The sequence below is a fragment of the Achromobacter sp. 1011791174 genome (assembly GCF_059760925.1).
Window position 1 is genome coordinate 1 of the sequence record NZ_JCBANH010000096.1, and the last position, 25257, is coordinate 25257.

A 25257-nucleotide genomic window follows, 5' to 3' on the forward strand; every position below is an offset into this window, starting at 1 on the left:
CCCACGGCGGGCAAGCCCGCCACCAGCTTCAGCAGGGTTCTGCGTTGCATCATCGCCATCGTCACACCTGCGCCAGGGCCTGGTCCAGATCGGCGATCAGGTCGTCGATGTGTTCGATGCCGATCGACAGGCGCACGGTTTCCTCGCGCACGCCGGCCTTTTGCAGCTCTTCGGGATTGAGCTGGCGGTGCGTGGTGGACGCCGGGTGCGTGGCCAGCGACTTAGCGTCGCCGATGTTGACCAGGCGGGTGAACAGCTGCAGCGCGTCCTGGAAGCGCGCGCCGGCCTCGCGGCCGCCCTTCACGCCGAAGGTGAACAGGCCCGGCGCCTTGCCGCCCAGGTACTTCCGCACCAACGCATGGTCGGGGTGATCCGGCAGGCCGGCATAGTTGACCCACTCGACCTTGGGATGCTCGCGCAGGAAGCCGGCGACCTTGACCGCGTTCTCGACGATGCGATCCACCCGCAGCGCCAGCGTCTCGATGCCCTGCAGGATCTGGAAGGAATTGAACGGCGAGATCGCCGCGCCGGTGTTGCGCAGCGGCACCACGCGGGCGCGGCCGATATAGGCGGCCGGGCCGAAGGCCTCGGTATAGACCACCCCGTGATAGCTGATGTCGGGTTCGTTCAGGCGCTTGAAGCGGGCCTTGTGCTCGGCCCAGGGGAACTTGCCCGAGTCGATGATGGCGCCGCCCAGGCTGGTGCCATGGCCGCCCAGGTACTTGGTCAGCGACTGCACCACGATGTCCGCGCCGTGCTCGATCGGACGCAGCAGGTACGGCGAGGGCACGGTGTTGTCGACGATCAGCGGCAGGCCGTGGCGGTGCGCCAGCTCGGCCAGCGCGGCGATGTCGGTGATGTTGCCCAGCGGGTTGCCGACGGACTCGGCGAAGATCGCCTTGGTGCGCTCGTTGATCTGCTTCTCGAACGAGCCGATATCGCGCGGATCGGCGAAGCGCGTGGTGATGCCGTACTGCGGCAGCGTGTGGGCGAACAGGTTGTAGGTGCCGCCATACAGCGTGCTGGACGAGACGATGTTGTCGCCCGCCTCGGCGATGGTCAGGATCGCGTAGGTCACGGCGGCCTGGCCCGAGGCCAGCGCCAGCGCGGCGATGCCGCCTTCCAGCGCCGCGACGCGCTGTTCCAGCACGTCGGTGGTCGGGTTCATGATGCGGGTGTAGATATTGCCCGCGACCTTCAGGTCGAACAGGTCGGCGCCGTGCTGCGTGTCGTCGAACGCATAGGCCACGGTCTGGTAGATCGGCACCGCCACCGCGCGGGTGGTGGGGTCGGGCCGGTAGCCGCCATGCACGGCCACGGTTTCCAGACGCCAATTGGGTTTCTTGCTGTCGCTCATCTGCTTCTCCTCGGAACGATTGCGTTGATGCGAAAGGTTTTCCTAGTGTGCTGTCCCGCAGGTACGTCCGCATGACGAAATTCATCCATAGGCGTCAGGGCTAGGCGCAAACCGCAGTGATACCCGTAGGTATCACGAGGATTTGCAACGACGCCATGGCGGCTAGGGGTGGATTTCGTGCGGGCGTATCTACGGGACAGCACACTAGACCCATCCGCGCGCGGCGCGCAGGATGCGGTCCACATCCTCGTGGTTGTTATAGGCGCCCAATGACAGGCGCACGTAACCATACTCCACAATGCTGGCCACCACCCCGGCCTCGGCCAGATGGGCCAGCGCGGCCGCCGGATCGGGCAGGCGCAGCGCCGTGGTGGTGCTGCGCATGGACGCGTCGGCCGGCGACACCACGTCCAGGCCCAGGCCGCGCAGGCCGTCGGCCAGCGCGCGCGACAATTCCAGCGCCCAGGGCTCGATGCGCGCCGGGTCGGCCTGCTCGATCAGGTCCAGCGCCCCGGCCCAGCCGGCGATGCCGGGGTAATTCAGATTGCCGGTCTCCAGCCGCCGCGCGTCCTGGCGGTCGGGCGCGGCGACGCGCCACTCGGGTCCGGACTTGTCCAGCCACAGGCCGCCGGACGGACCCAGGTGCGGCGGATCCAGCGCGTCCAGCAGCGCCGGCGACAGATGCAGGAAGCCCACGCCCAGCGGGCCGAGCAGGCCCTTGTGCGCGCCGCAGGCGAACGCGTCCACGCCCCAGTCGTCGACCCGCGCGCGCAGCAGGCCGGCGCCCTGTATGCCGTCCACCACCAGCCAGATGTCGCGCGCCGCGCAGCGCCGGCCCAGCTCCGCGATGTCGCTGCGCAGGCCCGTGGCGTACTGCACCCAGGACAGCGCGACCAGCCGCGTGCGCGCATCCACGCGCGCCCAGATGTCGTCCACGGTGTAGCGATGCCCGCCCGACGAGGCCACGCGCACGTCCACGCCGCGCCGTCGCAGGCTCAGCCACGGCAGCGCGTTCGAAGGATGCTCCTGGTCGTCCACCACCAGGTTGTCGCCTTCGCGCCAGGGCAGGCCCTGGGCCACGGTGTTCAGCCCCTCCGTCGTGTTCTTGGTGAAGGCCAGCCGGCGCGCGTCGCCGCCGATCAGCCGGGCCAGGCGCGCGCGCAGCGCGTCGGCATCGGCCAGCCAGCCCGGCTTGTCGCTGCGCGCATGGGCGATGCCGTCGAAGAAATCGGCCACCGCCGAGGCCACCCTGGGCGACAGCGGACTGGTGTAGGCGATGTTGGCGTAGACGCGGTCCCGGGTGATGGGAAAGAACTGCCTGAACTCATCCTGCCAACGCATGCGCCATCTGCTCCACAACGATAAAAACCGGCGCCAGCGCCGGCGGGCCCGCCACGTGCAACGGGCCTCGGATGCAGGGAATTGTAGGGACGTGAACACGATAACGATAAGGCTTAGTGCTCATATCCATATGACGAGACAGTCGCTCGATTCCCACGCGGCCACACCTAGAATGCATGCCTTTCTTGCATACGACGAATACAGGACAGGTATGAAGGCACGACGCATCGGCATCCATTTCCTCATCAAGGCCACGACGGTCGCGGCGGCGGCGCTGGCCATGGCGGGCGCGGCGCAGGCCGGCCCCACGGTGGACGCCATCAAGAAGCGCGGCGAGCTGGTCTGCGGCGTGAGCCAGGGCTCGGCCGGCCTGTCCATCGCCGACGCGCAGGGCCGCTGGACCGGCCTGGACGCCGACCTGTGCCGCGCGCTGGCCGCCGCCGTGCTGGGCGACGCGTCCAAGACCCGCTTCGTGCCGCTCAGTTCGCAGCAACGCTTTCCCGCGCTGCAAAGCGGCGAGATCGACGTGCTGAACCGCAACACCACCATCACCTCGGGCCGCGACGCCGGCCTGGGCATCGTCTCGGCCGGCATCGTGTTCTACGACGGCCAGGGCTTCATGGTGCCGAAGAAGCTGGGCGTCAAGAGCGCCGCCGAACTGGACGGCGCGCAGGTCTGCGTGCAGCCGGGCACCGTCAACGAACAGAACCTGGTCGACTACTTCAAGAAGCGCAAGCTGTCGTACCGGCCGGTGGTGATCGAGAACCTGGTGGAGCTGGAACAGGCCTTCTACGCGGGCCGCTGCGACGTCTACCTGTCGGACGCCTCCACGCTGGCCGCCAGCCGCGCCGCGCGCGCCGCCAATCCGGACGACTTCGTGATCCTGCCCGAGCGCATCAACAAGTCGCCGCTCGGCCCCTTCGTGCGCCAGGACGATCCCAACTGGAGCGCCATCGTGCGCTGGACCGTCAATGCGCTGGTGGCCGCCGAGGAACTGGGCGTCACCGCCGCCAACGCAGACAGCCAGGCGCAGGGCGCCGACGCGCAGGTGCGCCGCCTGCTGGGCGCGGAGCCCGGCATCGGCAAGAGCTTCGGCCTGGACGAGCAGTGGGCGCGCAACGCCATCAAGGCCGTGGGCAACTACGGCGAGGTCTGGAACCGCAACCTGGGCGCGGCCACGCCGCTGAAGCTTGAGCGCGGCCTGAACGCGCAATGGAACCAGGGCGGCCTGCTGTACTCGCCGCCGTTCCAATGACGCGCGCTGGCGCCGTCCGGCGCGCGCCGGCGGCGCGAATCGGACGTGGCGCGCCATGAGCGCGCTCGCCCTGCCGGCCGCGCCGCGCCGCTGGCCCGCCGCGCTGGCCTGGATCCTGGGCCTGGGCGGGCTGGCCGCGCTGCTGGCCCTGCAGATCGAATCCGTACAGGCCGCGCGCGGCGTGCACGGCGGCTTCGGCTTCCTGTTCCAGGCCTCGGGCTTTCGCATCTCGGAAAGCCTGCTCGACGTGCTGCCCGAGGATCCCTACTGGATGTCGCTGGCGGCCGGCCTGGTCAACACGCTGACGGTGGCGCTGGCCGCCCTGCCCCTGGCCACGCTACTGGGCGTGGCGCTGGGCCTGGCGCGCCTGTCGCCCGAGCCGGTGGCGTCGCGGCTGGCGGCCGTCATCATCGCGCCGCTGCGCAACACCCCGGTGCTGTTGCAGCTCTTCGTCTGGTACGGCCTGCTGCTGCGCCTGCCCGACGCGCGCCAGGCCTGGGAGCCGCTGCCGTCGGTGCTGCTGTCCAATCGCGGACTGGCGCTGCCGGCGCTGCACGGCTGGCTGCCGCAAGCGGCGAGCCTGATTGTCGCCATGTTGATCGCGGGCTGGGCGATTCGACGCCGGCGGCTCGCGACGGACGGACCCGCGCATCGCGGACATGTTCTGCTCATTCGCGTCGCGCCCTGGCTGGCGCTGGCCGCCCTGCTGCTCGCCTGGACCCTCCTGCCCGCGCCCATCGTCGAACTGCCGGTCCGGCGCGGACTGGGCCTGCAAGGCGGCTGGCAACCCAGCATCGAATTCGCCACGCTGGTCATCGGCCTGTCGGTGTTCCATGCCGCCTATATCGCCGACATCGTGCGCGCCTCGGTGCGCGCGGTGCCGGCGGGGCTGGTCGAGGCCGGACAGGCGCTGGCGCTGTCGCGCCCGGACATCCTGCGCCTCGTGGTCGCGCCCAATGCCGCGCGCGTGGCGCTGCCGCCTTACGCCAACCAGTGCCTGGCGCTGATCAAGAACAGCACGCTGGCCATCGCCATCGGCTACCAGGACCTGATGGCCGTCATCAACACCGCCATCACGCAGACCGGCCTGGCGCTGGAAGGCATCTCGCTGGCGCTGGCGGCCTATCTGGGCCTGGCCCTGGCGCTGGGCGGCGCGCTGTCCGCGTGGAACGCCCGCTGCGCCCGGCATGGTCCGGGCGATCTGCACGGCGCGCGCCTGGGCGAACGGCCGGCATTGCTTGCCGCCCTCGCGGGGCAAGGCGGCGGACGCTGGACGCGGCGACTGGCCAGGACTGCCGTGCTGCTGGCGGCGCTGCTCGCCGCCGGTTCGCTCGCCGACTGGGCCTTGCTCAACGCCGTCTGGCGCGGCGACGCGGCGGCCTGCGCGCAAGCCGCCGGCGCCTGCTGGGCCGCCGTGGGCGAGAACCTGCCCCTGTTGCTGTTCGGCGCGATGCAGCCGGCGCATCGCGGCCCCGCCCTGGTTGCCTGCGCCGCGCTGCTGCTGGCGGTCGCCGTCGCGCTGGGCGCGGGCCGGCTGTCCGGACGGATACGCGCCGGCGTCGCCATCGCCGCACTGGCGCTTGCCGCCGGCGCGCTGTCCGGCTGGCCCTGGGGCGGCGAGGCCATCGGCCCGCTGCGCTGGGGCGGCCTGCTGGTCACGCTGATCCTGGCGATCGCGGCGCTGTTGGCCGCCGTGCCGCTGGCGGCCGGTCTGGCGCTGCTGCGCCGCTCGTCCAGTCCCGCCGGCTCGTTCGCCGCCGCCACGCTGATCGAGGCCGTGCGCGGCGTGCCGCTGGTGACGCAACTGCTGTTCGCGTCCTTCGTGCTGCCCATGCTGCTGGGCGGCGGCGTGTCCAAGTTCAGCATGGCGCTGGCCGCGCTGACGCTGCACACCGCCTGCCTGCTGGCCGAGGTGCTGCGCGGCGCGCTGCAAGCCATCCCGCCGGGCCAGATGGCGGCGGCCCGCGCGCTGGGCATGGGCTCCGCCCTGGCCTACCAGGCCGTGATCTGGCCGCAGGCCCGGCGCATCGCCGCGCCGGCGGCGCTGGGCGTATTCGTGGGCGCGGTCAAGGATACCTCGCTGGTCAGCATCATCGGCGTGTTCGACGTGCTGGGCGCGGCCAAGACCGTGGTGGCCGGCACGGCCTGGCGGCCCTATCACGTCGAGGTCTACCTGGCGGTGGCCGCGCTGTACTTCGCGGCCAGCCTGGCGCTGTCGCGGGTGGCGCGGGCGATGGAGACGGGGCGGCTCTGAACGGCCGGCCTCAGAAGCGTTCGTCGAGGATCGCCGGCAGCACCAATTCCCGCACGAAAGCAGCATCGGACAGGCTGAGCAGCGCCCGCACCATCGCCACCACATCGTGCACCGGCGCCAGCGTGCCCTCGCCGCGCCGGCTGGCGTCATCGCGCGCCACCGCCAGCCCGTCCTCGGTGTTCAGGTAGCCCAGCTGCAGGCAGGTGACCGCCAGCCGCTGCGCCCGGAAACGCTCGCGCAGCGCGTCGGCGATGCCCGACAGCGCCGCCTTGGAAGCGCCGAACGCCACTTCGGGCCGGCCGCTGCGCGGCAATCCGGAGGTCGAACCGGTCAGCACCAGCTGCGGCTTGGCGCGACCCAGCAGGCGCGGGATCAGCCGTTGCAACAGCAGGATCGTGCCGGTGATGTTGATGTCCAGCAGCCGCGCGATCTGTTGCGGCGAATCGGCCAGGAAGTCGTAATCGTCGGTGAAAGCCTTGTCTTCCCACACGCCGACGTTGCAGAGAATGGCGTCCAGTTCGGCCGGCGCCTGCTCGGCGATGCGCGCGGCGGCGGCCTCGGGGTCGGACAGGTCCGCCTCGATCCAGCGCAGCGCGCAGGACGGCGCCACCGTCAGGTCCGTGGGCGCCTTGCGCGATACGCCGATGATCATTTCCGCGTCCTGCCCCAGCCCTTCGGCCAGGGCGCGGCCCAGGCCCTTGCTGGCGCCCACGATCAATATCCTCATGTTGTGCTCCGTTGCGGTGTCGGCCCGAGGATATAACACGACTGGCGGCGCGGACGCGTCAAGCCCCCGCGCCGCCAGCGGTCATGCCAGCCGCCCATCCCGGCCTCAGGCTTGCGGCCTCCCCAGCGCGCCCAGCTTGTCCAGCCAGGCCGGCCGCGGCGAGGCGTCCAGCCAGTTCTTCACGATCAGGCCCAGCTCGGTGTCGCCGGATATCCGCAGCCGGCGCTGGAAGAACAAGGTGTCGGCGTCCATGTCCGCGCGCATCAGCGCCAGGAAGTCGGCCAGCCTGGCGCCCAGTTCAAGCTCGGCCGGCGCGCCGTCCCACACGGGGCGGAACGCGCCGCCGCGCACGGCGAAGCAGCTGCGCAGGCCCAGGTCCTCGACGGTGATGGCGAAGCGCCGGCCATCCAGCTCGGCCGGCGGCGCCAGCCATTTGAAGCGACGCGCCAGCTCCAGCCCGGCGGTGAAATGCAGCGACACGAGCGGCGCCGGCAGCTTGCGGCCCAGCCGGGCCAGCAGCGCGGGCGGCGCGGGCAGGCTCAGGTTCATGCCGGCTCCCGCAACAGGTCGATGCCCGCGTGGCCGTAGTAATAGCCGTTGCAGCGATCCATGCCGGCGGGCGGCGCGACCTCGGCCGCCGGCGCGCCATGGCGCGTGGCGTCCAGCGCCGCGATGGCGGCCTGCGTGCCGGTCGATTGCGGACTGACGCGCAACACGCGCGCGCCCATCACGGCCAGCTCCATCGCCTGGTCCAGCAGGTCCAGGCAGGCCGCCGACTGCACCTGGATGCCGTTGATGGCCAGGAAGTCCCGCGACTCGCGCGTGCGCAGGTCCAGGCCGTCGGGATGCTCGATGCAGCGGAAGCCGCAGTCGTCCTTCTTCAGCCGGAAATGGCGGGCGGTGAAGCAGCGCGCCGAGAACGCCAGCGCCATGCGGCCCCACACCATGACCTCGCACTCCAGCGCGGCGGGTTTTTCCGCCAGCAGGCGCGCCAGCGTGGCGCTGTCCATCTCCAGCGGCGCGACGAAGCGCACCGCGCCACGGCTAGCCAGCCAGTCCAGCGTGCCGCCGTGATAGGCGTTCATGTGCGGCCCGGCCACGAAGGGACGGCCGCCCAGGTGGCGCAGCGCGCCCACCTCGCCGGCCTCGATCAGGAAGTCCTGCTGTTCGCACAGCTTGCGCAGCGCGCCGGCCTCGGAGCCGGTCTCGATCAGGGTGCGGCCCGACAGCACCACGGTCTTGCCGGTGGCGCGCAGGTCGCGCGCCAGGTCCAGCCAGTCCTCGGCGCGCAGTTCATGGCGGCGGCTGCACACCGTCTCGCCCACGTAGATGATGTCGGCCGGGCCGTCGGCCAGGTCGGCGTAGAAGTCCAGCGTCTGCTGGCGCGGCCAGTAATACAGCAAGGGGCCGACGGAGATGCTAAATGCCGGGGTTGCGTTCATTTCCATGGACGTTCGAATGCGCCTTGGGTGACTTGGGAGCCCTCGGCATGGCGCGCCAGCATGGCGTTCCATTCGGGGCGCGGAGAGAAGCGCGCGGCGTCGGCGTGCGCGCTGTCCAGCGCGGCGCGCAGCGTGGACACCACCTGCGTCACATAGGCCGGGCTGCGCTGCCGCCCTTCGATCTTGACGGCGGACACGCCCATCTCGGCCAGCCGGGGCAAGAGGCCGATGGCGTTCAGGCTGGTGGGTTCCTCCAGCGCGTGGTCGTCGGCGCCATCGACCTTGAAGCGACCCTTGCACAGCGTCGGATAGGCGGCTGGCTCGCCCGGCTCGTAGCGGTCGATCAGGATGCCGTTCAGGCGCGCGTCCATGCGGCCCTTGTCCTCCACCCAGCGCACCGCGTGCGCGGGCGAACAGACGCCCTTGTTGTTGGGGGAATCGCCGGTGGCGTAGGACGACAGCAGGCAGCGGCCCTCGGCCATCACGCACAGGCTGCCGAAGCCGAACACCTCGACCTCGACGCTGACCTGTCCGCAGATGCGGGCGATCTCGGCCAGCGTCAGCACGCGCGGCAGCACCACGCGCTTGATGCCGAACTGCTCCTTCATCAGCTCGATGGCGTCGGCGTGCGTGGCCGAGCCCTGCACCGACAGGTGCAGCCGCAGGTCGGGATAGCGGTCGCTGGCATAGCCCAGCAGGCCCGCGTCGGCCATGATGACGGCGTCCGCGCCCAGCGAATGGGCCGCGTCCACCGCCGCGCGCCATTCCTCGCCGCGCCCGGCCTGCACGAAAGTGTTGATGGCGAAAAGGACCTGCCGCCCGCGCGCATGGGCCAGCTCGACGCCGGCGCGGATGTCGTTTTCGGTGAAATTCAGCCCGGCGAAGTTGCGGGCATTGGTGGCGTTCTTGAGGCCCAGGTAGACCGTGTCCGCGCCCGCTTCGATAGCGGATTTGAGCGCGGCCAGGCTGCCGGCCGGAGCCACCAGTTCCATGGGTGAGGTTCGCGTTTGCATGCCGGCCAGTCTAGGGGCCGGTGCCGGGCGCGGCCTTGTCGCAGATCAAACGGCGGCGGGCCGGCGTTTGCGGCGCATCAGTCCGCCGGCGGGCGCGCGCGCCGCGCGCTCATTCCTCGACGTGCAGCCCGTGTTCCACCGCGTACACGGCGACCTGCACGCGGCTGGTGAGGTTGAGCTTCTTCAGCACGTTCTGCACATGGATCTTGACCGTGCTCTCGCTCACGTCCAGCTCGCGCGCGATGACCTTGTTGCTGGCGCCGCGCGCCAGATACTGCACGATCTGCGTCTCGCGCGCGGTCAGCCTTTGGCGCTCGCCCTGCCCCGCCGGCTGCGCGCCGGCCTGGGCCTGGCCACGGAACTGCTCGACCAGCTTGGCGGTCATGCTTTGCGCGATGACCGGCTCGCCGCCCGCCGCGCGCCGGATCGCGCTGGTGAGCGCCTCGGCGTCGATGTTCTTGACCAGATAGCCGCGCGCGCCGTCGCGCAGCGCCTGCCCCAGCTCGTCGGCCTCTTCCGAGACGGTCAGGATGATGACCGCACAGGAAGGCAGGTCCTGCACCAGCAGCTGCAGCGTTTCCAGGCCGGACAGGCCCGGCAGGTTCAGGTCCAGCAGCACCACGTCGGGCTTGAGTTCCTTGGCCCGCTTCAGGCCCTCGACGCCGTCGCCGGCCTCGGCCACGATCTCGAAATCGGGCTGGCGCTGCAACAGCAGCCGCAGGCCCGAGCGAAACAGCGTGTGGTCGTCGACAAGAAGGATTCGGATGGACATGTTATTGCATCGTTCAGTTATGGAAAGCACCGCCCACCCCCCGTCTCGCAGGCCGTGGCTCAGCTCCGCCGGGTCGCGCGGAGCCGGCTTTGCCGGTCCGTGGCGACGCCCCCTGGAGGGGGGCCGCCCAGGTGGGAAGCGCGCAGCGCTTCGGGGGTGGGCCACCTCCCTCTAGGCGGCCTGGCGTTCGGCTCCGGGCAGGGTCAAGAGGACTCGCGTGCCCTGACCCGGCCGCGATTCGAGTTTTATCACGGCGCGCATCCGCGCCGCGCGTTCGCGCATGATGTGCAGGCCCACATGCGCCTCGCCACGAGCGGCCACTTCCTCGGCGTCGTAGCCCTGCCCGTCGTCGCTGATGTCGAGCACGAAATCGCGCCCGTCCTCGACCTCGACGCGCACGCGCGCGGCCTCGGAGTTGTGCTCGAGGTCGGCTTCGCGCTTTGCGGCCCTCGACGCGCACGCGCGCGGCCTCGGAGTGCTTGCGCACGTTCGACAACGCCTCCTGCAGGATGAACAGCACCTGCAACTGCTGGTCCGGCGCCAGCGGCGCGCCCTGGCGCTCGCCCACTGCCAGCTCGGTATCCATGCCGGTCTGGCGACGGAAGCGGTCCACGGTGTCCTCGATCGCCACGTATAGATCGCCCTGCGACAGCTTGCTGCGGAAATTGGTCAGCAGCTCGCGCACGTCCTGGTAACTTTCGTCCACGCCGGTGCGCAGCAGCGGCAGGATTTCCTCGACCTCGGCGGCGTCGCCGCGCTTGACCGCGCCGTCCAGCATCTGCAATTGCAGGTTCAGGAAATTCAGGCCCTGCGCCAGGCTGTCGTGCAGCCCCTGCGCCACCAGCCCGCGCTCCTGCACCACCGCCAGCTGCCGCGCCTGGGCGCTCAGGCGGCGGTTGTCCAGCGCCACGCCCAGGTGCTGGCCCAAGGTTTCGAGCAGCTGCGATTCGGCAGGCGCGAGCTTGCGCTGGCTGCGGAAATGCAGCGAATACGAGCCCAGCACCTCGTCGCGCGCGACGATGCGGAACACGGCCACGCTGGCGAAGCCCTCGCGCTGGCAGTTCAGGTCCAGGCCGGGCGGCGCGTGGCGGAAGTCCTGGATCACGATCACCCCGGCCTGGCGGGTGGCGACGCCGCAATAACAGTCATCCACGCGCATGCAGTGCTCGGACTCGACCAGCGCGTCCGACAGTCCGACCGACACCATCAGGTTGAGCTTTTCGTTGTTCGGGTCGAGCGCCCGGATGCTGCCGCCCTCGGCGTCGAATTGCAGCATGACGCGCCGCAGGAAGCCGTCGCACAGCGCCTCGATCTCGTTGGGCTGGTTGAGGAAGGCTGCCATGTCGTAGAGCGCGCCGATGTCGCGGTTCTGCGCCGCCAGCTGGGCCGTCTTCTGCTCCACCCGCTGCTCCAGCCCGGTGTACAGCCCTTGCAGCTCGTCGGCCATGCGGTTGAAGCCGCGCGCCAGCACGCCGAATTCGTCGCGGCTTTCCACCGGCAGCCGGGTGCTGAACTCGCGCGCCGCCATGCGCTGCAAACCGTCGCGCAGGCGCAGCACGGGCGAGATGATCCACAGGTACAGCAGATAGATCATGGCCAGCGTGCCGGCGCTGGCGATCGCCGCCAGCACGCCCTGCGACAACCGCAGCATCGTGGTCTTGCCGGCGTTGTCCTGCTCGATCATGCGCACCAGCGTGTCGGCCTTGGCCACGAACTCGGGCAGCGTCTCCAGGTAGTAGGCGGCGTCGGGCCGGCCGAGGGCGCGCAAGGCCGAGGGCTTCATGATCTCGCGCCAGTAGCCGGCCACCTCGCTCCACTGCCTGCGGATGCCTTCGTCATTGGGAATGAACAGCGGCCTGGCCGGATTGCCCTTGGCCAGCCGCGCGATGGTCTCGTCCATGAGCAGGATCTGCTCGTCGGTGCGCGCCTTGCGCCCTTCCTGCGGCCGCATCAGCTCCACCGCCACGCGGTTGGCGCGCATGCGCAGGCTGCCGGTATCGTTGATGGCCGCGCCCGCGCCCTCCAGCTGCCAGGACAGCCACAGCGTCCAGCTGATCATGGACAGCACCACCACCAGCGCGGCCAGCGACGTGGCGATGATGCGCGTGGACAGGCGATGCCGGGGTGACGGCAGGCCGCCGGGGTCGGTTCTGGAATCGATAGGGGTCATGAATGTCTTGCTGGCCGGGCCGGCATGGCGCCAGTGTAGTCCTTCGGCGGCCGGTTACAGGTCGGGCCTGCTCCCACCCCGGCGGGAAAAACCTAGGCTTTTCTCGGCGCCAGCCCCAGTGTGCGGCAAATGAACGCCGCCACCGCGTCCGGCTCGTTCAGCGGCAGGCATGGCAGCGTCGCATCTGGCGTCATTTCCAGCGCCGCGTCCGTGACCACGGCCAGGAAGCCGGCGTCCTCCGCGTGCAGCGCCGGCTTGCCCAGCGCCGGCCGGTAGACCTCGATGCGCGGGATGGCGGCCTGCTTGAAGCCCTCCACCAGCACCAGGTCGGCCGGCGCCAGCCGTTCGAGCTGCTGCGCCAGCGTGGGTTCGGGTCCGCCGCGCAACTCATGGACGATGGCGTAGCGGTACGGCGAGGCCACCATCACCTCGTGCGCGCCGGCCTGACGAAAGCGCGCGCTGTCCTTGCCGGGTGGCTCCATCTCGAAATCGTGGTGGCTGTGCTTGATCACGCTGACCGCCAGCCCGCGCGCGCGCAGCAGCGGCAGCATGGCTTCGATCAGGGTGGTCTTGCCGCTGCCGGAACGGCCGGCGATGCCGAAAACTGGGGTCATGCAAGCTCCGTGAACAAGGGGCAGACGATGGGCAGGAAGCCGTCCGCGCGCTGCGAGTATGCCAGCAAAGCGCCCGCCACCAGGTCGAAATACCAGCCATGCAGGGTCAGCGTGCCGGCCTCCAGCGCCCGCCGCACGCTGGGCAGCGACTCCAGGTTGCGCAGCGAGATCAGGATGGACGCCTGTTCGCAGGCGCGCCGGCGCTCGGCGTCCGGCGCGTCCGGCATCTGGTTCAGCACGCGCTGGCGGGCCGGCTCGGCGATATCCATCCAGCGGTTCAGGTAGTCCGGCTCGCCGGCCGCGCCGGCGGGCCGCTCCATAAGCGCACGGATGCCGCCGCAATGCGCGTGGCCCAGCACGATGATGCGGCCCACCTTGAGCTGGTCCACCGCGAACTGGATCGCGGCCAGCACGCCGTGATGGCCCTGGTCGCGGTCGGCCGGCGGCACCAGGTTGGCGACGTTGCGCACGGTGAAGATGTCGCCGGGATCGCAACCCAGCAACATGGCCGGGTCCACCCGCGAATCGCAGCAGCCGATCAGCAAGGTGCTGGGGTGCTGGCCGTCGCGCAGGTTGCGGTAGAGCGAGGGCGCGGCCTCGTAGTACTGGTGCTGGAAACGCTGGAAACCGTCGATGAAGCGTTCGATATCGCGCATCTCAGCCTCCCGTCTGCGCCATGAAGCGCAGCACGCGCTCGGGCCGGGCGTTGAAGTCGTGCCGCTCCGGCTTGGCGGCGATGCCGGCCAACAGCGCGCCGCGCAGCTCGGCGTCGCTGGCGCCGGCGCGCAGCATGCGGCCCAGCGGCACCTGGTCTTCCTGGCCCAGGCACAGGTAGAGCGTGCCGTCCGCGCCCAGCCGCACGCGGTTGCAGGCGGCGCAGAAGTGACGCGACATGGGCGTGATCACGCCCAGCACGTGGGTCCGGCCGTCGGCGGTCCAGTAGCGCGCCGGGCCGGCGCCGCCAGACGCCAGCGCCGGCACCAGGCCATGACGGGCCGCCAGCCGCGCGCCCAGCGCGTTCAGGTCGACATGCTCATGGGCGCGGCCGCAGTCGCCCATGGGCATGGGTTCGATCAGGCGCAGCACGAAGCCCTGCTCGCGGGCATAGGCCAGCAGCCGCTCTACGTCATCTTCAGGCGTGGCGGCATGCACCACGCTGTTGAGCTTGACCGGCGCGAAACCGGCCTCGCGCGCGGCGCGCAGCCCGTCCAGCACATCGGCCAGGCAGTCGCGCCCGGTGATGGCCTGGAAGCCGGCGGCGTCCAGCGTGTCCAGGCTGACATTCAGGCGCTGAACCCCAGCCTCACGCAGTGAGCGCGCATGGCGCGCCAGCCGCGTGCCGTTGGTGGACAGCGACAGGTCGCTCAGGCCCGGCATGGCCGCGATGGCCGCCGCCAGCCCGGCGACGCCGCCGCGCGTCAGCGGCTCGCCGCCAGTCAGGCGCACCTTGCGCACGCCGTTGTCGACGAACAAACGCACCAGCCGCGCCATTTCCTCGTGGCTGAGCCAGTTGGCCGGAATCTCGGCGCCCTTGTAGTCCTTGGGCAGGCAGTAGGTGCAGCGCAGATCGCAGCGGTCGGTGACGGAGACGCGCAGATAGTCGATGCGGCGGCCATGGCCGTCGATCAGACCGGCGCCCGCGCGCGCCGACGCGGGCCAGGACGGGGCGCCGGGCGCGACGGCAGAGGCCTTGACGGATGCAGCAGCGGATTCAGAAACAGACTCAAGAACAGACGGGGGCTTCATGGCGCGCTCCCGCCGCCGAACACGCGCTCGGGCTCGCCGTCGTCCAGGTCGATGCCCTCGACGCTGGCGCGCCCCACCAGCAGCTTGATGTACTGACGCCAGGCCGTGTCCCGGCTCACCGAGGACAAGGCGTGGGCGATCTGCTGCGCCACCTGCTCATAGGCCAGCATGCGCCCCTCGATGCGGCGCGTGACGCGCACGATGTGCAGGCCGTGGCGGGTTTCCAGCAGCTGCGGCAGCAGCCCGCCGGCGGGCAAGGCGAACACGGCGCGCTCGAACTCCGGCACCGTGTCGCCGCGCCCGAGCTGGCCCAGGCTGCCGCCGACCGCGGCCGACGGACAGTTGGACTGCTCGCGCGCCACCTCGGCGAAGCGCGACGGATCGGCCATCAGCTCGTCCAGCACCACCCTGGCGTGGGCGCGCAGCATGTCCAGGTTCACGCCGGGCGTGACCTGGAACAGGATATGGTCGGCCTCGATCAGCTCGCCCACCATGAAGCGCTCGGGATGGGTCTGGTAGAAGCGGCGGCAGGCGGCCTCATCGGCCTCTGGCGCCCTCGCCTCGCTGGCCAGCAGCGCGCCGATGGCGACGTCCTCGTCCTCGGCGTCCAGCCCCTGCCGGCCGGCCTCGTCCAGCAGCACCCGGCGCAGCACCAGCGCGGTGATGGCGCTGCGCATCGGGTTGCCGGCGTCGGCGTGGCGCGGCAATTCGCGTTCCAGATCGGCATCGTTCAGTTCGACGCCATTGACGATGACAGGCATGTTCGACTCCTTCGTGTTCCGGGACGCGGCTCAGCGCGGACGCACCAGCTGCCAGGCTCGGCCCAGGTAGCCCAGCGAGGCGAAGCCGCTCCAGACGTGCACCAGCCGGGTGAAGGGAAAGATCACGAACAGCGTGAGTCCCATGAACAGGTGCGCCTTGAACACCGGCGAGACGCCGGCGATATGGCTGGCGGCGTCGCCCTGGAAGGTGACGATGTGCTGCGCCCAGGTCATCAGGCTGACCATCACCTCGCCGTCCATGTGACCGGCGGACAGCGCGATGGTCGACAGGCCCAGCAGCAGCGTGACCAGGATCCAGAGCAGCAGCAGCTTGTCGCCCGGCTTGGTGGTGGCGGCGATGCGCGGATCGCTCATGCGGCGGTGGATCAGGATCAACAGGCCGATCAGGCACAGCCCTCCCATCACGCCGCCGGCCACCATGGCGACCATCTGCTTGAGCGAATGCGACACGCCCAGCGTGTCCCAGACCACCACCGGCGTCAGCAGGCCGACGGCGTGGCCGAAGAACAGGCCCAGGATGCCCACGTGGAACAGGATGTTGCCCAGTCGCAGACGGCCGTGGTGCAGCAGCTGCGAGCTGTCGGTCTTCCAGGTGTACTGCTCGCGCTCGAAGCGGACCAGGCTGCCCAAGAGAAAGACGGTCAAGGCAATGTAGGGATAGATGCCGAAGAAGAACTGGTTCAGGGTGTTCATGATGCGTGTTCCTGGCAGCGGTCAGCGGGCGGCCGTCCCGCGGGGGTAGAAATGCACCGCGTGCGCGCCGCCCTGGGCGGCCGGGCGCAGCAACGGCTCGATGCCGTCCGGGCCGGCGCCGAAGGTCTCCATGGCCTCGTCCATGTCGCGCACCGGCGCCTCGGTCTGCTCGCGCGGCGTCACGCCGGACAGGTCGCGCAGCACGGCGAAGACGCAGGCATAGGGGCTGTCGCCCCGCGCCAGCCGCGAACCGATGGCGGCCAGCACGTGGATGGCCTCGTCCAGCAGCGCCTGGGCCTGGTCCGCGTCGATCACGCCCAGGAACTCCAGGAACAGCGGCACGTGGTCCGGCAGTTCCGACACCACGGGTTCAAAGCCATGGTCGCGGTAGGTCTGCAGTAGGTCCACCATGGCCTGGCCCCGGTCGCGGCTTTCGCCGTGCACGTGCTCGAACAGGTGCAGCGAGTGCGAGCGGTTGCGGTCGAAGGTGGCGACGTAGGTTTCCTGCAGCGGGATCAGGGCCTGGCCGCCCAGCCAGGCGGTCAGGGGTTCCAGCGTCTCGCCGGCCCAGGGGTGGTCGGCCAACGCCGCGTCGATCTCGGGCAAGGCGTCCAGCAGTTCCTGCTCGGGGTAGCTGAGCAGCGCGGAAAGCAGTCGGTACAAGCTCATCATGTTCTCCTTTGCTCAGGCCGCGGCGGCCTTCTTGCGGGACTTGGGCATGTCGATGAAGATCTCGCTGCCCTGCGGCTTCTTGCCGAACAGCGAGCCCTCGGACACGCCGCCCGAGCAGCCGTTGCCGAAGGTGAAGCCGCAGCTGCCCTTCTCGTTGAAGCTGTCCTCGACCATTTCCTTGTGGCTGCTCGGCACCACGAAGCGGTCCTCGTAGTCGGCGATGGCCATGATGCGGTACATGTCCTGCACGGTGGCGTCGTCCAGGCCGACCCGGGCCAGCAGCTCGCTGTCCAGCTCGCCGTGCACGGTCTCCGAGCGCTTGTAGGCGCGCATGGCCAGCATGCGCTCCAGCGCCAGCAGCACCGGCTCTTCCTTGCCCGCCGTCAGCAGGTTGGCCAGGTAGCGCACGGGGATGCGCAGGCTGGACACGTCCGGGATCATGGCGCTCTTGCCCACGGTGCGGGTCGGCATCTTGCCGGACTCGGCGGCCGTCTGGATCGGCGACAGCGGCGGGATGTACCAGACCATGGGCAGCGTGCGGTATTCCGGGTGCAGCGGGAAGGCCACGCGCCATTGCACGGCCATCTTGTAGACCGGCGACTTGCGGGCGGCCTCCAGCCAGGACTCGGGAATGCCCTGCTCGCGCGCGGCGGCGATCACCTCGGGCGAGTGCGGATCCAGGAACAGGTCCAGCTGCGACTGGTACAGGTCCTGCTCGCTGGCCACGGCGGCGGCGCGCTCGATCTGGTCGGCGTCGTACAGCATCACGCCCAGGTAGCGGATCCGGCCCACGCAGGTCTCGGAGCACACGGTCGGCTGGCCGGCCTCGATGCGCGGATAGCAGAAGGTGCACTTCTCGGCCTTGCCGCTCTGCCAGTTGTAGTAGATCTTCTTGTACGGGCAGCCGGAGATGCACATGCGCCAGCCCCGGCACTTGTCCTGGTCCACCAGCACGATGCCGTCGTCCTCGCGCTTGTAGATAGAGCCGGACGGGCAGCTGGCGACACAGGCCGGGTTCAGGCAGTGCTCGCACAGGCGCGGCAGGTACATCATGAAGGTGTTCTCGAAGGTCGAGTACATCTCCTTCTGCACGCCCTCGAACAGCTGGTCGCGGCTGCGCGCGCTGAACTCGCCGCCCAGGTCGTCTTCCCAGTTCGGGCCCCAATGGATCTTGTCCATCTTCTTGCCGGTCAGCACCGACACCGGACGCGCGGTCGGCGGCGTCTGCGACAGCGGCGCGTTCTTCAGGTGCTCGTAGTCGTAGGTGTAGGGCTCGTAGTAGTCGTCGATCTGCGGCAGGTTCGGGTTGGCGAACAGATTGGCCAGGATGCGCAGCTTGCCGCCCTGGCGCGGTTCCAGCTTGCCGCTGGCCGTGCGGTTCCAGCCGCCCTTCCACTTGCCCTGGTTCTCCCATTCCTTGGGATAGCCGATGCCGGGCTTGGTTTCCACGTTGTTGAACCAGGCGTACTCGACGCCGTCGCGGCTGGTCCAGACGTTCTTGCAGGTGACCGAGCAGGTATGGCAGCCGATGCACTTGTCCAGGTTCAGCACCATGCCGATTTGGGCGCGTATCCTCATGATTGCTTCTCTTCTTGTTGCGTTTCAACCAACGGGCCTTCAAGCCAGTCCACTTTCTTCATCTTGCGCAGCACCACGAATTCATCGCGGTTGGCGCCCACGGTGCCGTAGTAGTTGAAGCCGTAGGCCTGCTGCGCATAGCCGCCGATCATGTGGGTGGGCTTGAGCACGGTGCGGGTGACGGAGTTGTGGATGCCGCCGCGCTTGCCGCTGGTCTCGGCGCCCGGCACGTTCACGATCTTTTCCTGGGCGTGGTACATCAGGCACATGCCCACCGGCACGCGCTGGCTCACCACCACGCGCGCGGTCAGCGTGCCGTTGACGTTGAAGACCTCGACCCAGTCGTTGTCCACCAGGCCGGCCTGCCTGGCCTCGGCCTCGGAGATCCACACGTGGGGGCCGCCCCGGCTCAAGGTCAGCATGCGCAGGTTGTCCGAGTAGGTGCTGTGGATGCCCCACTTCTGGTGCGGCGTCAGCCAGTTCAGCACCAGCTCCTTCTCGCCGTTCGGATAGCGGCCCAGCATGGGCGCCAACGTCTTGGTGTCGATGGCCGGCTTGTAGACGCAGAAGCCCTCGCCGAAGTCCAGCATCCAGCGGTGATCCTGGTAGAACTGCTGGCGGCCGGTCAGGGTGCGCCATGGGATCAGCTCATGCACGTTGGTGTAGCCGGCGTTGTAGCTGACCTCCTCGCTTTCCAGGCCCGACCAGGTCGGCGCCGAGATGATCTTGCGCGGCTGCGCCTGGATATCGCGGAAGCGGATCTTGTCATGCTCGCGGCCGATCGCCAGGTGGGCGTGCTCGCGGCCGGTGATCTTGCTCAATGCCTCCCAGGCCTTGACCGACACATGGCCGTTGGTCTCGGGCGCGAAGGTCAGGATCATCTCGGCGGCGTCGATGGCCGTGTCCAGGCGCGGACGGCCTTGGCTCACGCCCGGCTCGCTGACGCTGTCGTTCAGGCCGGCCAGCTCGCGCACTTCGTGCTCGGTGTTCCAGTTGATGCCCTTGCCGCCGTTGCCCAGCTTGTCCAGCAAGGGGCCGACGGAGGTGAACTTGCGGTAGATGTCGTTGTAGTCGCGCTCGACCACGACCATGTTGGGAGCGGTCTTGCCCGGCACCAGGTCGCACTCGCCCAACTTCCAGTCCTTGGGCTCGAAGGGCTGGCCCAGTTCTCCCGGCGTGTCGTGCATCAAGGGAGCCAGCACCAGGTCGCGGCGCTTGCCCAGGTAGGGGCCGCCGATCTCGCTGAAGCGCTTGGCCAGCAGCTTGTAGATCTCCCAGTCCGTCTTGCTTTCCCACAGCGGCTGCACCGCCTCGCTGAGCGGGTGGATGAACGGGTGCATGTCGGACGTGTTCAGGTCGTCCTTTTCGTACCAGGTGGCGGTCGGCAGCACGATGTCGCCGTACAGGCAGGTCGTGCTCATGCGGAAGTCCAGCACCGTCAGAAGGTCCAGCTTGCCCTCGGCGGCGTCGTCCTCATAGGCGACCTCGACCGGCTTGATGGCGTCGGCCTCGTCGCCGAACACGGCGTTCTGCGTGCCCAGCAGGTACTTCAGGAAGTACTCGTGGCCCTTGCCGCTGGAGCCCAGGATGTTGGAGCGCCACACGAACATGTTGCGCGGGAAGTTGGCCGGATCGTCCGGGTTCTCGCAGGCCATCTGCAGCGCGCCCGACTTCAGGCCCTCGACGGCGTGCGCCACCGGGTCCTTGCCGGCGGCCTCGGCCTCGGCCACCAGGTCCAGCGGATTGGTGCGCAGCTGCGGCGCCGACGGCAGCCAGCCCATGCGCTCGGCGCGGGCGTTCAGGTCGATCATGCTGAGTTCGCCGTACTTGCCGCGGTCGGCGGTGGGGCCCAGCACTTCCTGCACGTTCAGCTTCTCGTGACGCCACTGGCTGGTGTGGGCGTAGAAGAACGAGGTGCCGTTCATCTGGCGCGGCGGGCGCGCCCAGTCCGAGGCGAAGGCCAGCGGCGCCCAGCCGAACTGCGGCCGCAGCTTTTCCTGGCCCACGTAGTGCGCCCAGCCGCCGCCGCTCTTGCCCACGCAGCCGCACATCATCAGCATGTTGATGATGCCTCGGTAGATCATGTCCATGTGGTACCAGTGGTTCAGGCCGGCGCCGACGATCACCATGGACTTGCCCTGGGTGTCGTGCGCGTTCTGCGCGAACTCGCGCGCCACCTGGATCACCTGGGCGCGCGGCACCGAGGTGTGCTTTTCCTGCCAGGCCGGGGTGTAGGGCACGTCGTCGTCATAGGACGTGGCGACATTGCCGCCGCCCAGGCCGCGATCCAGGCCGTAATTGGCCATCTGCAGGTCGTACACGGTGGCGACCAGCGCGTCCGTGCCGTCCGCCAGGCGGATGCGGCGCGCCGGCACATTGCGCGTCAGCAGCTCGTCGTGCTCGCCGCCGAAGTACGGGAAGCCCACGCCCACGACCGCATCGGCCTGGTCGATCAGGGACAGGCGCGGCGTGATGTCGCGGCCGCTGCCGCCGTCGCGCGCTTCCAGGTTCCAGCGGCCGACCTTCTCGCCGCCGTTGACCGCGCCCTCGCCCCAGCGGAAGCCGATGCTGCCGTTGGGCGCGACCAGATCGCCACTGTCCTCGTCATAGACCAGCGTCTTCCAGTCGGGATTGTTCTGCTCGCCCAGCGCGCCGTCCAGGTGCGAGGCGCGCAGGAAGTGGTCGGGCACATGGCGGCCGTCGCGCTCCTTGAGCAGCACCAGCATGGGCATGTCGGTGTAGCGGCGCACGTAGTCGCGGAAGTAGTCCGAGGCGCCGGACAGGTGGAATTCCTTCAGGATCACATGGCCCATGGCCATGGCCAGCGCGGCGTCGGTGCCCTGCTTGGGCGCCAGCCAGATGTCGCCGAACTTGACCATTTCGCCGAAGTCGCTGGACACGGCCACGGTCTTGGTGCCCTTGTAGCGGACCTCGGTGTAGAAGTGCGCGTCGGGCGTGCGGGTCTGCGGCACGTTCGAGCCCCAGACCATCAGGTAGGTGGAGTTGTACCAGTCGGCCGATTCCGGCACGTCGGTCTGTTCGCCCCAGACCTGCGGGCTGGCCGGCGGCAGGTCGCAGTACCAGTCGTAGAAGCTCAGGCAGGCGCCGCCCAGCAGGCTCAGGTAGCGCGCGCCGGCCGCGTAGCTGACCATGGACATGGCCGGGATCGGCGAGAAGCCGATCAGGCGGTCGGGGCCGAACTTCTTGATGGTGTAGGCATTGGCGGCGGCGATGATCTCGGTGGCCGTGTCCCAGTCGGCGCGCACGAAGCCGCCCAGGCCGCGCACGGCCTTGTAGCGCTTGGCGCGGACCGGATCCTGGCTGATCCATTCCCAGGCCGCGATCGGGTCCATGGTCTTGCGGGCCTCGCGCCACATCTCGATCAGGCGGCCCCGGATCATCGGGTACTTCACGCGCTGGGCCGAATAGACATACCAGCTGTAGGACGCGCCTCTGGGACAGCCGCGAGGTTCGTGGTTGGGCAGGTCCGGGCGCGTGCGCGGGTAGTCGGTCTGCTGCGTTTCCCAGGTGATCAGGCCGTTCTTGACGTAGACCTTCCACGAGCAGGAACCGGTGCAGTTCACGCCGTGGGTCGAGCGCACGACCTTGTCGTGCTGCCAGCGCGCGCGGTAGGCGTTCTCCCAGCGGCGGTCCTCGTTGACCGTCTCGCCGTGCCCGTCCGCGAAGGTGGACTTCACCCTGGACATGAACTTCAGGCGATCCAGAAAATGACTCATTGTTGCTCTCCAAGAGCGCCGGCCCGGCCGGCGCATGCTGCTTGCTCTGCTTGCGAATCCACTTTAGGCCCGGGGCGCCGCGCCCGCCATTGCCCGCAGGCACAGGTCGGGCACGGCAGAATGACTAGTCACCCCGGTCATTGCTCAGCACGGCACCGGCGCATTGCGGCGCGCGTACTGCCACCAGGTGATCAGCACGCAGGTGGCGTAGAAGGCGATGAAGCAATAGAGCGCCGCCTGCGCGCCGCCGGTCAGCTCCAGCGAGGTGCCGAAGCTGCGCGGGATGAAGAAACCGCCATAGGCCCCGATCGCGCCGGAAAAGCCCAGCACCGCCGCCGATTCCTTGGCGGCCTCGGCCAGCGCCTGCTTGCGCCCGGCCTCGCCCCGGCCCTCGGCGGCCTGGGTGCGCTCGCGCAGGAAGATCACCGGGATCATGCGGAAGGTCGAGCCATTGCCCACGCCGGTCAGCGCGAACAGCACGATGAACATGGCCAGGAAGCCGTTGAAGTCGCCGCCCTGCCCGTTCACCGGCATGAACATCATCACGCCCAGCACCGCCGCGATCATGCCGACGAAGGTGAACAGCGTGACGCGCGCGCCGCCCAGCTTGTCCGACACCCAGCCGCCCAGCGGCCGCGTCAGCGAACCCACCAGCGGCCCCAGGAAGGCATAGGCGGTGGGATCGACCTGCGGGAACAGCGTCTTGGTCAGCATGGCGAAACCGGCCGAAAAACCGATGAAGGAGCCGAAGGTGCCCACGTACAGCCAGCACATCAGCCAGTTGTGCTTGCGCTTGAAGATCACCGCCTGGTCGGCGAAGGACGCGCGCGCGTCGGCGATGTCGTTCATGCCGAACCAGGCCGCCAGCGAGGCCAGCGCGATCGGCAGCACCCAGATGAAGCCGGCGTTCTGCAGCCAGATATTGGTCGCCGCGCCCTTGACCATGGCCTGCTGCGGGTCGCCGCCCAGCGCGCCGAACATGCCGGCCGAGATCGCCACCGGCACGGCGAACTGCACCAGCGACACGCCCAGGTTGCCGATGCCGGCGTTCAGGCCGGTGGCCAGCCCCTTCTTTTCCTTGGGAAAGAAGAAGCTGATGTTGGCCATGCTGGAGCTGAAGTTGCCGCCGCCCAGGCCGCACAGCAGCGCCAGGATCAGCAGCGTCGGATAGGAGGTGGACGGATCGCGCAGCGCGAAGCCCATGCCCAGCGCCGGGATCAGCAGCGAGGCCGTCGAGATGGCGGTCCACTTGCGGCCGCCGAACACCGGCACCAGGAAGGAATAGAAGATGCGCAGCGTGGCGCCCGACAGCGCGGGCAGCGCCGTCAGCCAGAACATCTGGTTCTTGGACAGCATGAAGCCGGCGCGGTCCAGGTTGACCACCACCACGCTCCACAGCATCCAGATGCTGAAGGCCAGCATCAGCGCGGGGATGGAGATCCACAGGTTGCGGTTGGCGATGCGCGCGCCGGTCTGTTGCCAGAAGCCGGGATTCTCCGGCTCCCAGCGCTGCAGGACATGAGTGGACATAGGGTTCTCGCTAGAAGGGAGGAATCAGGCCGGCTGGCGCCGGGCGATGGCCGCGCTTTCGGGCCGGAAACTGAAGTGCATGAAGATGAGCGACACGCAGACCGTGCCGTACAGCAGCATGAAGGCGCTGGAGCGGATGCCGGTCAGGTCCAGCAGCACGCCGAACAGGATGGGCAGGATGAAGCCGCCCAGGCCGCCGGCCAGGCCGACGATGCCGGACACCGCGCCGATGTTCTGGCCGAACTCGTCCGAGATGAACTTGAAGACCGAGGCCTTGCCGACGGCCATGGCGATGCCGACCACGAACAGCAGCACGGTGAAGGGGATGGGACCGAGCGCGATCTCGAAGCTGCGCGGGCCGGCGGCGGTCATGATGGTGAACTGCGTCTGCGGGTAGCTGAGCAGGAAGAACGCGACCCAGCACACCCACATCACCCACCAGGTGGTCTTGTAGGCGCCGTAGCGGTCCGAAATCCAGCCGCCCACCGCGCGCAGCACGCCGCCGGGCAGCGAGAAGCAGGCCGCCAGCAGCGCCGCCAGCTTCATGTCGAAGCCGTATTCGCCGATGTAGTACTTGGTCATCCACAGCGCCAGCGCCACATAGCCGCCAAACACCACCGAGTAGTACTGGCAGTAGCGCCACACGCGCGGATCCTTGAGCATGGCGAACTGTGCCTTCAGGCTGGCGCCGCCGGTGACGCGATGCGCCGGATCGGACGACGAAAACAGCCAGAACAGCACCGCCGTCACCAGCAGCGCCACCGCGTATACCTGCGGCACGATGACCCAGGCGCCGCCGGCGGCCGCGATCAGCGCCGGCGCCACGAACTTGGTGATGGCCGAGCCGGAGTTGCCGGCGCCGAACACGCCCATGGCCAGGCCCTGCTTGTTGCGCGGAAACCAGCGCGCCACATAGGGCGTACCGACCGAGAACGAGCCGCCCGTCAGGCCGACGAACAGCGCCAGCACCAGGAAGTGCCAATACTCGGTGGCATAGGACAGCAGCCAGATCGGCACCACGGCCAGCAGCATCAGCACGAAGAACACCGGACGGCCGCCGTAGCGGTCGGTCCAGATGCCCAGCGGCACGCGCACCAGCGAGCCGGTCAGCACCGGCATGGCGGCCAGCAGGCCGAATTCCGTCTCGGACAGCCCGAGCTGCTGCTTGATGGGAATGCCCAGCACCGCGAAGATCATCCATACCGCGAAGCAGATGGTGAAGGCGAAGGTGCTGGAAACCAGCACGCGCATGGGCGCGCCGGGCCGGGTATGACTGGGTGATGCTGTCATGGTCGTTCTCGCTTTGCTGACGGATCTATCCGACGAATACATGCGCTCAGACTAGGGATACCCCGCCGCGCGCGCCATTCGCCGGCCGACCATCCGGCCGCGCCGATGTGACTAGTCACCCCCTGCCCGGGAGCCGGGTTTGCGCCAGATCAAATCCGCGCGCTGGCATGGCTTGTGGGCTAGCATTAATATGCATTTGAAATACACCTTAAAAGCCGGCCCTGCCGGTTCCATGCACAGGGCGCCACACGGCGCGTGTCCACCATGAGCAGCCTGCTTTCCAT

General features: G+C 69.1%; 19 protein-coding genes and 1 pseudogene. 2 read left to right on the forward strand and 18 right to left on the reverse strand.

The features are described from left to right. Positions 1–61: 61 nt before the first annotated feature. Both AC6LJ5_RS24815 and AC6LJ5_RS24820 read right to left on the reverse strand, forming a co-directional pair. Positions 62–1357 (reverse strand): O-acetylhomoserine aminocarboxypropyltransferase/cysteine synthase family protein, encoded by a 1296-nt coding sequence (locus AC6LJ5_RS24815; RefSeq protein WP_103274281.1) that lies wholly within the window; start codon positions 1355–1357, stop codon positions 62–64. A 204-nt stretch (positions 1358–1561) separates the two neighbouring features. Continuing rightward, positions 1562–2698: an aminotransferase class V-fold PLP-dependent enzyme gene (locus tag AC6LJ5_RS24820; protein ID WP_498141884.1), complete on the reverse strand. Its 1137-nt coding sequence runs from the start codon at positions 2696–2698 to the stop codon at positions 1562–1564. A gap of 211 nt (positions 2699–2909) precedes the next feature. On the opposite strand from AC6LJ5_RS24820, the gene AC6LJ5_RS24825 reads away from it, so the two are divergent. Both AC6LJ5_RS24825 and AC6LJ5_RS24830 read left to right on the forward strand, forming a co-directional pair. Continuing rightward, complete coding sequence (locus tag AC6LJ5_RS24825; protein WP_498141885.1) at positions 2910–3953, forward strand: amino acid ABC transporter substrate-binding protein; 1044 nt, start codon at positions 2910–2912, stop codon at positions 3951–3953. 55 nt (positions 3954–4008) lie between these two features. Continuing rightward, entirely contained in the window at positions 4009–6207 is a 2199-nt protein-coding gene (locus tag AC6LJ5_RS24830; protein WP_498141886.1) for an ABC transporter permease subunit, read from the forward strand. A 10-nt stretch (positions 6208–6217) separates the two neighbouring features. On the opposite strand, the gene AC6LJ5_RS24835 is transcribed toward AC6LJ5_RS24830, so the two are convergent. The 16 genes and pseudogenes from AC6LJ5_RS24835 to AC6LJ5_RS24910 all read right to left on the reverse strand — a co-directional run bounded on the left by AC6LJ5_RS24835 (position 6218) and on the right by AC6LJ5_RS24910 (position 24973). Continuing rightward, the gene (locus AC6LJ5_RS24835) at positions 6218–6934 is read right to left on the reverse strand and encodes an SDR family NAD(P)-dependent oxidoreductase (protein ID WP_498141887.1); all 717 of its coding nucleotides are present in this window, start codon (positions 6932–6934) and stop codon (positions 6218–6220) included. A 105-nt stretch (positions 6935–7039) separates the two neighbouring features. Continuing rightward, positions 7040–7483, reverse strand: a complete 444-nt coding sequence (gene ubiT / locus AC6LJ5_RS24840; protein WP_103274277.1) for a ubiquinone anaerobic biosynthesis accessory factor UbiT — start codon at positions 7481–7483, stop codon at positions 7040–7042. Beyond that, positions 7480–8376: a U32 family peptidase gene (locus tag AC6LJ5_RS24845; protein ID WP_498141895.1), complete on the reverse strand. Its 897-nt coding sequence runs from the start codon at positions 8374–8376 to the stop codon at positions 7480–7482. The genes ubiT and AC6LJ5_RS24845 overlap by 4 nt, the downstream gene beginning before the upstream one ends. Next, entirely contained in the window at positions 8373–9389 is a 1017-nt protein-coding gene (ubiU, locus tag AC6LJ5_RS24850) for a ubiquinone anaerobic biosynthesis protein UbiU (RefSeq protein ID WP_103274275.1), read from the reverse strand. The genes AC6LJ5_RS24845 and ubiU overlap by 4 nt, the downstream gene beginning before the upstream one ends. 109 nt (positions 9390–9498) lie before the next feature. Continuing rightward, complete coding sequence (locus AC6LJ5_RS24855) at positions 9499–10161, reverse strand: response regulator (RefSeq protein ID WP_103274274.1); 663 nt, start codon at positions 10159–10161, stop codon at positions 9499–9501. Positions 10162–10332: 171 nt separating this feature from the next. Then, positions 10333–12331, reverse strand: a pseudogene (locus AC6LJ5_RS24860) (type IV pili methyl-accepting chemotaxis transducer N-terminal domain-containing protein). A 92-nt stretch (positions 12332–12423) separates the two neighbouring features. Further along, entirely contained in the window at positions 12424–12945 is a 522-nt protein-coding gene (mobB, locus tag AC6LJ5_RS24865) for a molybdopterin-guanine dinucleotide biosynthesis protein B (protein ID WP_498141888.1), read from the reverse strand. After that, on the reverse strand, positions 12942–13601 hold the full coding sequence (locus AC6LJ5_RS24870; RefSeq protein WP_498141889.1) for a carbonic anhydrase: 660 nt from the start codon (positions 13599–13601) through the stop codon (positions 12942–12944). Before AC6LJ5_RS24870 ends, mobB begins: the two co-directional genes overlap by 4 nt. A gap of 1 nt (position 13602) precedes the next feature. Continuing rightward, complete coding sequence (gene moaA, locus AC6LJ5_RS24875; protein WP_498141890.1) at positions 13603–14691, reverse strand: GTP 3',8-cyclase MoaA; 1089 nt, start codon at positions 14689–14691, stop codon at positions 13603–13605. Then, on the reverse strand, positions 14688–15452 hold the full coding sequence (locus tag AC6LJ5_RS24880) for a peptidylprolyl isomerase (RefSeq protein WP_498141891.1): 765 nt from the start codon (positions 15450–15452) through the stop codon (positions 14688–14690). Before AC6LJ5_RS24880 ends, moaA begins: the two co-directional genes overlap by 4 nt. 30 nt (positions 15453–15482) lie before the next feature. After that, positions 15483–16166, reverse strand: coding sequence for a respiratory nitrate reductase subunit gamma (gene narI, locus AC6LJ5_RS24885; protein ID WP_103274268.1), 684 nt, complete (start codon positions 16164–16166; stop codon positions 15483–15485). Positions 16167–16187: 21 nt separating this feature from the next. Then, positions 16188–16835: a nitrate reductase molybdenum cofactor assembly chaperone gene (gene narJ / locus AC6LJ5_RS24890; RefSeq protein ID WP_498141892.1), complete on the reverse strand. Its 648-nt coding sequence runs from the start codon at positions 16833–16835 to the stop codon at positions 16188–16190. A 15-nt stretch (positions 16836–16850) separates the two neighbouring features. Beyond that, positions 16851–18416 carry a nitrate reductase subunit beta gene (gene narH, locus AC6LJ5_RS24895; RefSeq protein ID WP_103274266.1) on the reverse strand — a complete coding sequence of 522 codons (1566 nt, stop codon included), beginning with the start codon at positions 18414–18416 and terminating at the stop codon, positions 16851–16853. Then, a complete protein-coding gene (locus tag AC6LJ5_RS24900; protein ID WP_498141893.1) occupies positions 18413–22153 on the reverse strand; it encodes a nitrate reductase subunit alpha in 3741 nt (1246 codons plus the stop codon). The genes narH and AC6LJ5_RS24900 overlap by 4 nt, the downstream gene beginning before the upstream one ends. Positions 22154–22297: 144 nt before the next feature. Beyond that, positions 22298–23683 carry a NarK family nitrate/nitrite MFS transporter gene (locus AC6LJ5_RS24905; protein WP_103274264.1) on the reverse strand — a complete coding sequence of 462 codons (1386 nt, stop codon included), beginning with the start codon at positions 23681–23683 and terminating at the stop codon, positions 22298–22300. 24 nt (positions 23684–23707) lie between these two features. Beyond that, the gene (locus tag AC6LJ5_RS24910; protein ID WP_498141894.1) at positions 23708–24973 is read right to left on the reverse strand and encodes an MFS transporter; all 1266 of its coding nucleotides are present in this window, start codon (positions 24971–24973) and stop codon (positions 23708–23710) included. Positions 24974–25257 lie beyond the last annotated feature (284 nt).

Coding starts and splice junctions, on each gene's coding strand:
- AC6LJ5_RS24845 (WP_498141895.1), bottom strand. CDS start 8,376: ATGAACGCAACCCCGGCATTTAGCATCTCCGTCGGCCCCTTGCTGTAT.
- AC6LJ5_RS24825 (WP_498141885.1), top strand. CDS start 2,910: ATGAAGGCACGACGCATCGGCATCCATTTCCTCATCAAGGCCACGACG.
- moaA (WP_498141890.1), bottom strand. CDS start 14,691: ATGAAGCCCCCGTCTGTTCTTGAGTCTGTTTCTGAATCCGCTGCTGCA.
- narH (WP_103274266.1), bottom strand. CDS start 18,416: ATGAGGATACGCGCCCAAATCGGCATGGTGCTGAACCTGGACAAGTGC.
- AC6LJ5_RS24820 (WP_498141884.1), bottom strand. CDS start 2,698: ATGCGTTGGCAGGATGAGTTCAGGCAGTTCTTTCCCATCACCCGGGAC.
- AC6LJ5_RS24870 (WP_498141889.1), bottom strand. CDS start 13,601: ATGCGCGATATCGAACGCTTCATCGACGGTTTCCAGCGTTTCCAGCAC.
- AC6LJ5_RS24905 (WP_103274264.1), bottom strand. CDS start 23,683: ATGTCCACTCATGTCCTGCAGCGCTGGGAGCCGGAGAATCCCGGCTTC.
- AC6LJ5_RS24815 (WP_103274281.1), bottom strand. CDS start 1,357: ATGAGCGACAGCAAGAAACCCAATTGGCGTCTGGAAACCGTGGCCGTG.
- AC6LJ5_RS24830 (WP_498141886.1), top strand. CDS start 4,009: ATGAGCGCGCTCGCCCTGCCGGCCGCGCCGCGCCGCTGGCCCGCCGCG.
- AC6LJ5_RS24835 (WP_498141887.1), bottom strand. CDS start 6,934: ATGAGGATATTGATCGTGGGCGCCAGCAAGGGCCTGGGCCGCGCCCTG.
- AC6LJ5_RS24855 (WP_103274274.1), bottom strand. CDS start 10,161: ATGTCCATCCGAATCCTTCTTGTCGACGACCACACGCTGTTTCGCTCG.
- narJ (WP_498141892.1), bottom strand. CDS start 16,835: ATGAGCTTGTACCGACTGCTTTCCGCGCTGCTCAGCTACCCCGAGCAG.
- mobB (WP_498141888.1), bottom strand. CDS start 12,945: ATGACCCCAGTTTTCGGCATCGCCGGCCGTTCCGGCAGCGGCAAGACC.
- AC6LJ5_RS24900 (WP_498141893.1), bottom strand. CDS start 22,153: ATGAGTCATTTTCTGGATCGCCTGAAGTTCATGTCCAGGGTGAAGTCC.
- AC6LJ5_RS24880 (WP_498141891.1), bottom strand. CDS start 15,452: ATGCCTGTCATCGTCAATGGCGTCGAACTGAACGATGCCGATCTGGAA.
- narI (WP_103274268.1), bottom strand. CDS start 16,166: ATGAACACCCTGAACCAGTTCTTCTTCGGCATCTATCCCTACATTGCC.
- ubiU (WP_103274275.1), bottom strand. CDS start 9,389: ATGCAAACGCGAACCTCACCCATGGAACTGGTGGCTCCGGCCGGCAGC.
- ubiT (WP_103274277.1), bottom strand. CDS start 7,483: ATGAACCTGAGCCTGCCCGCGCCGCCCGCGCTGCTGGCCCGGCTGGGC.
- AC6LJ5_RS24910 (WP_498141894.1), bottom strand. CDS start 24,973: ATGACAGCATCACCCAGTCATACCCGGCCCGGCGCGCCCATGCGCGTG.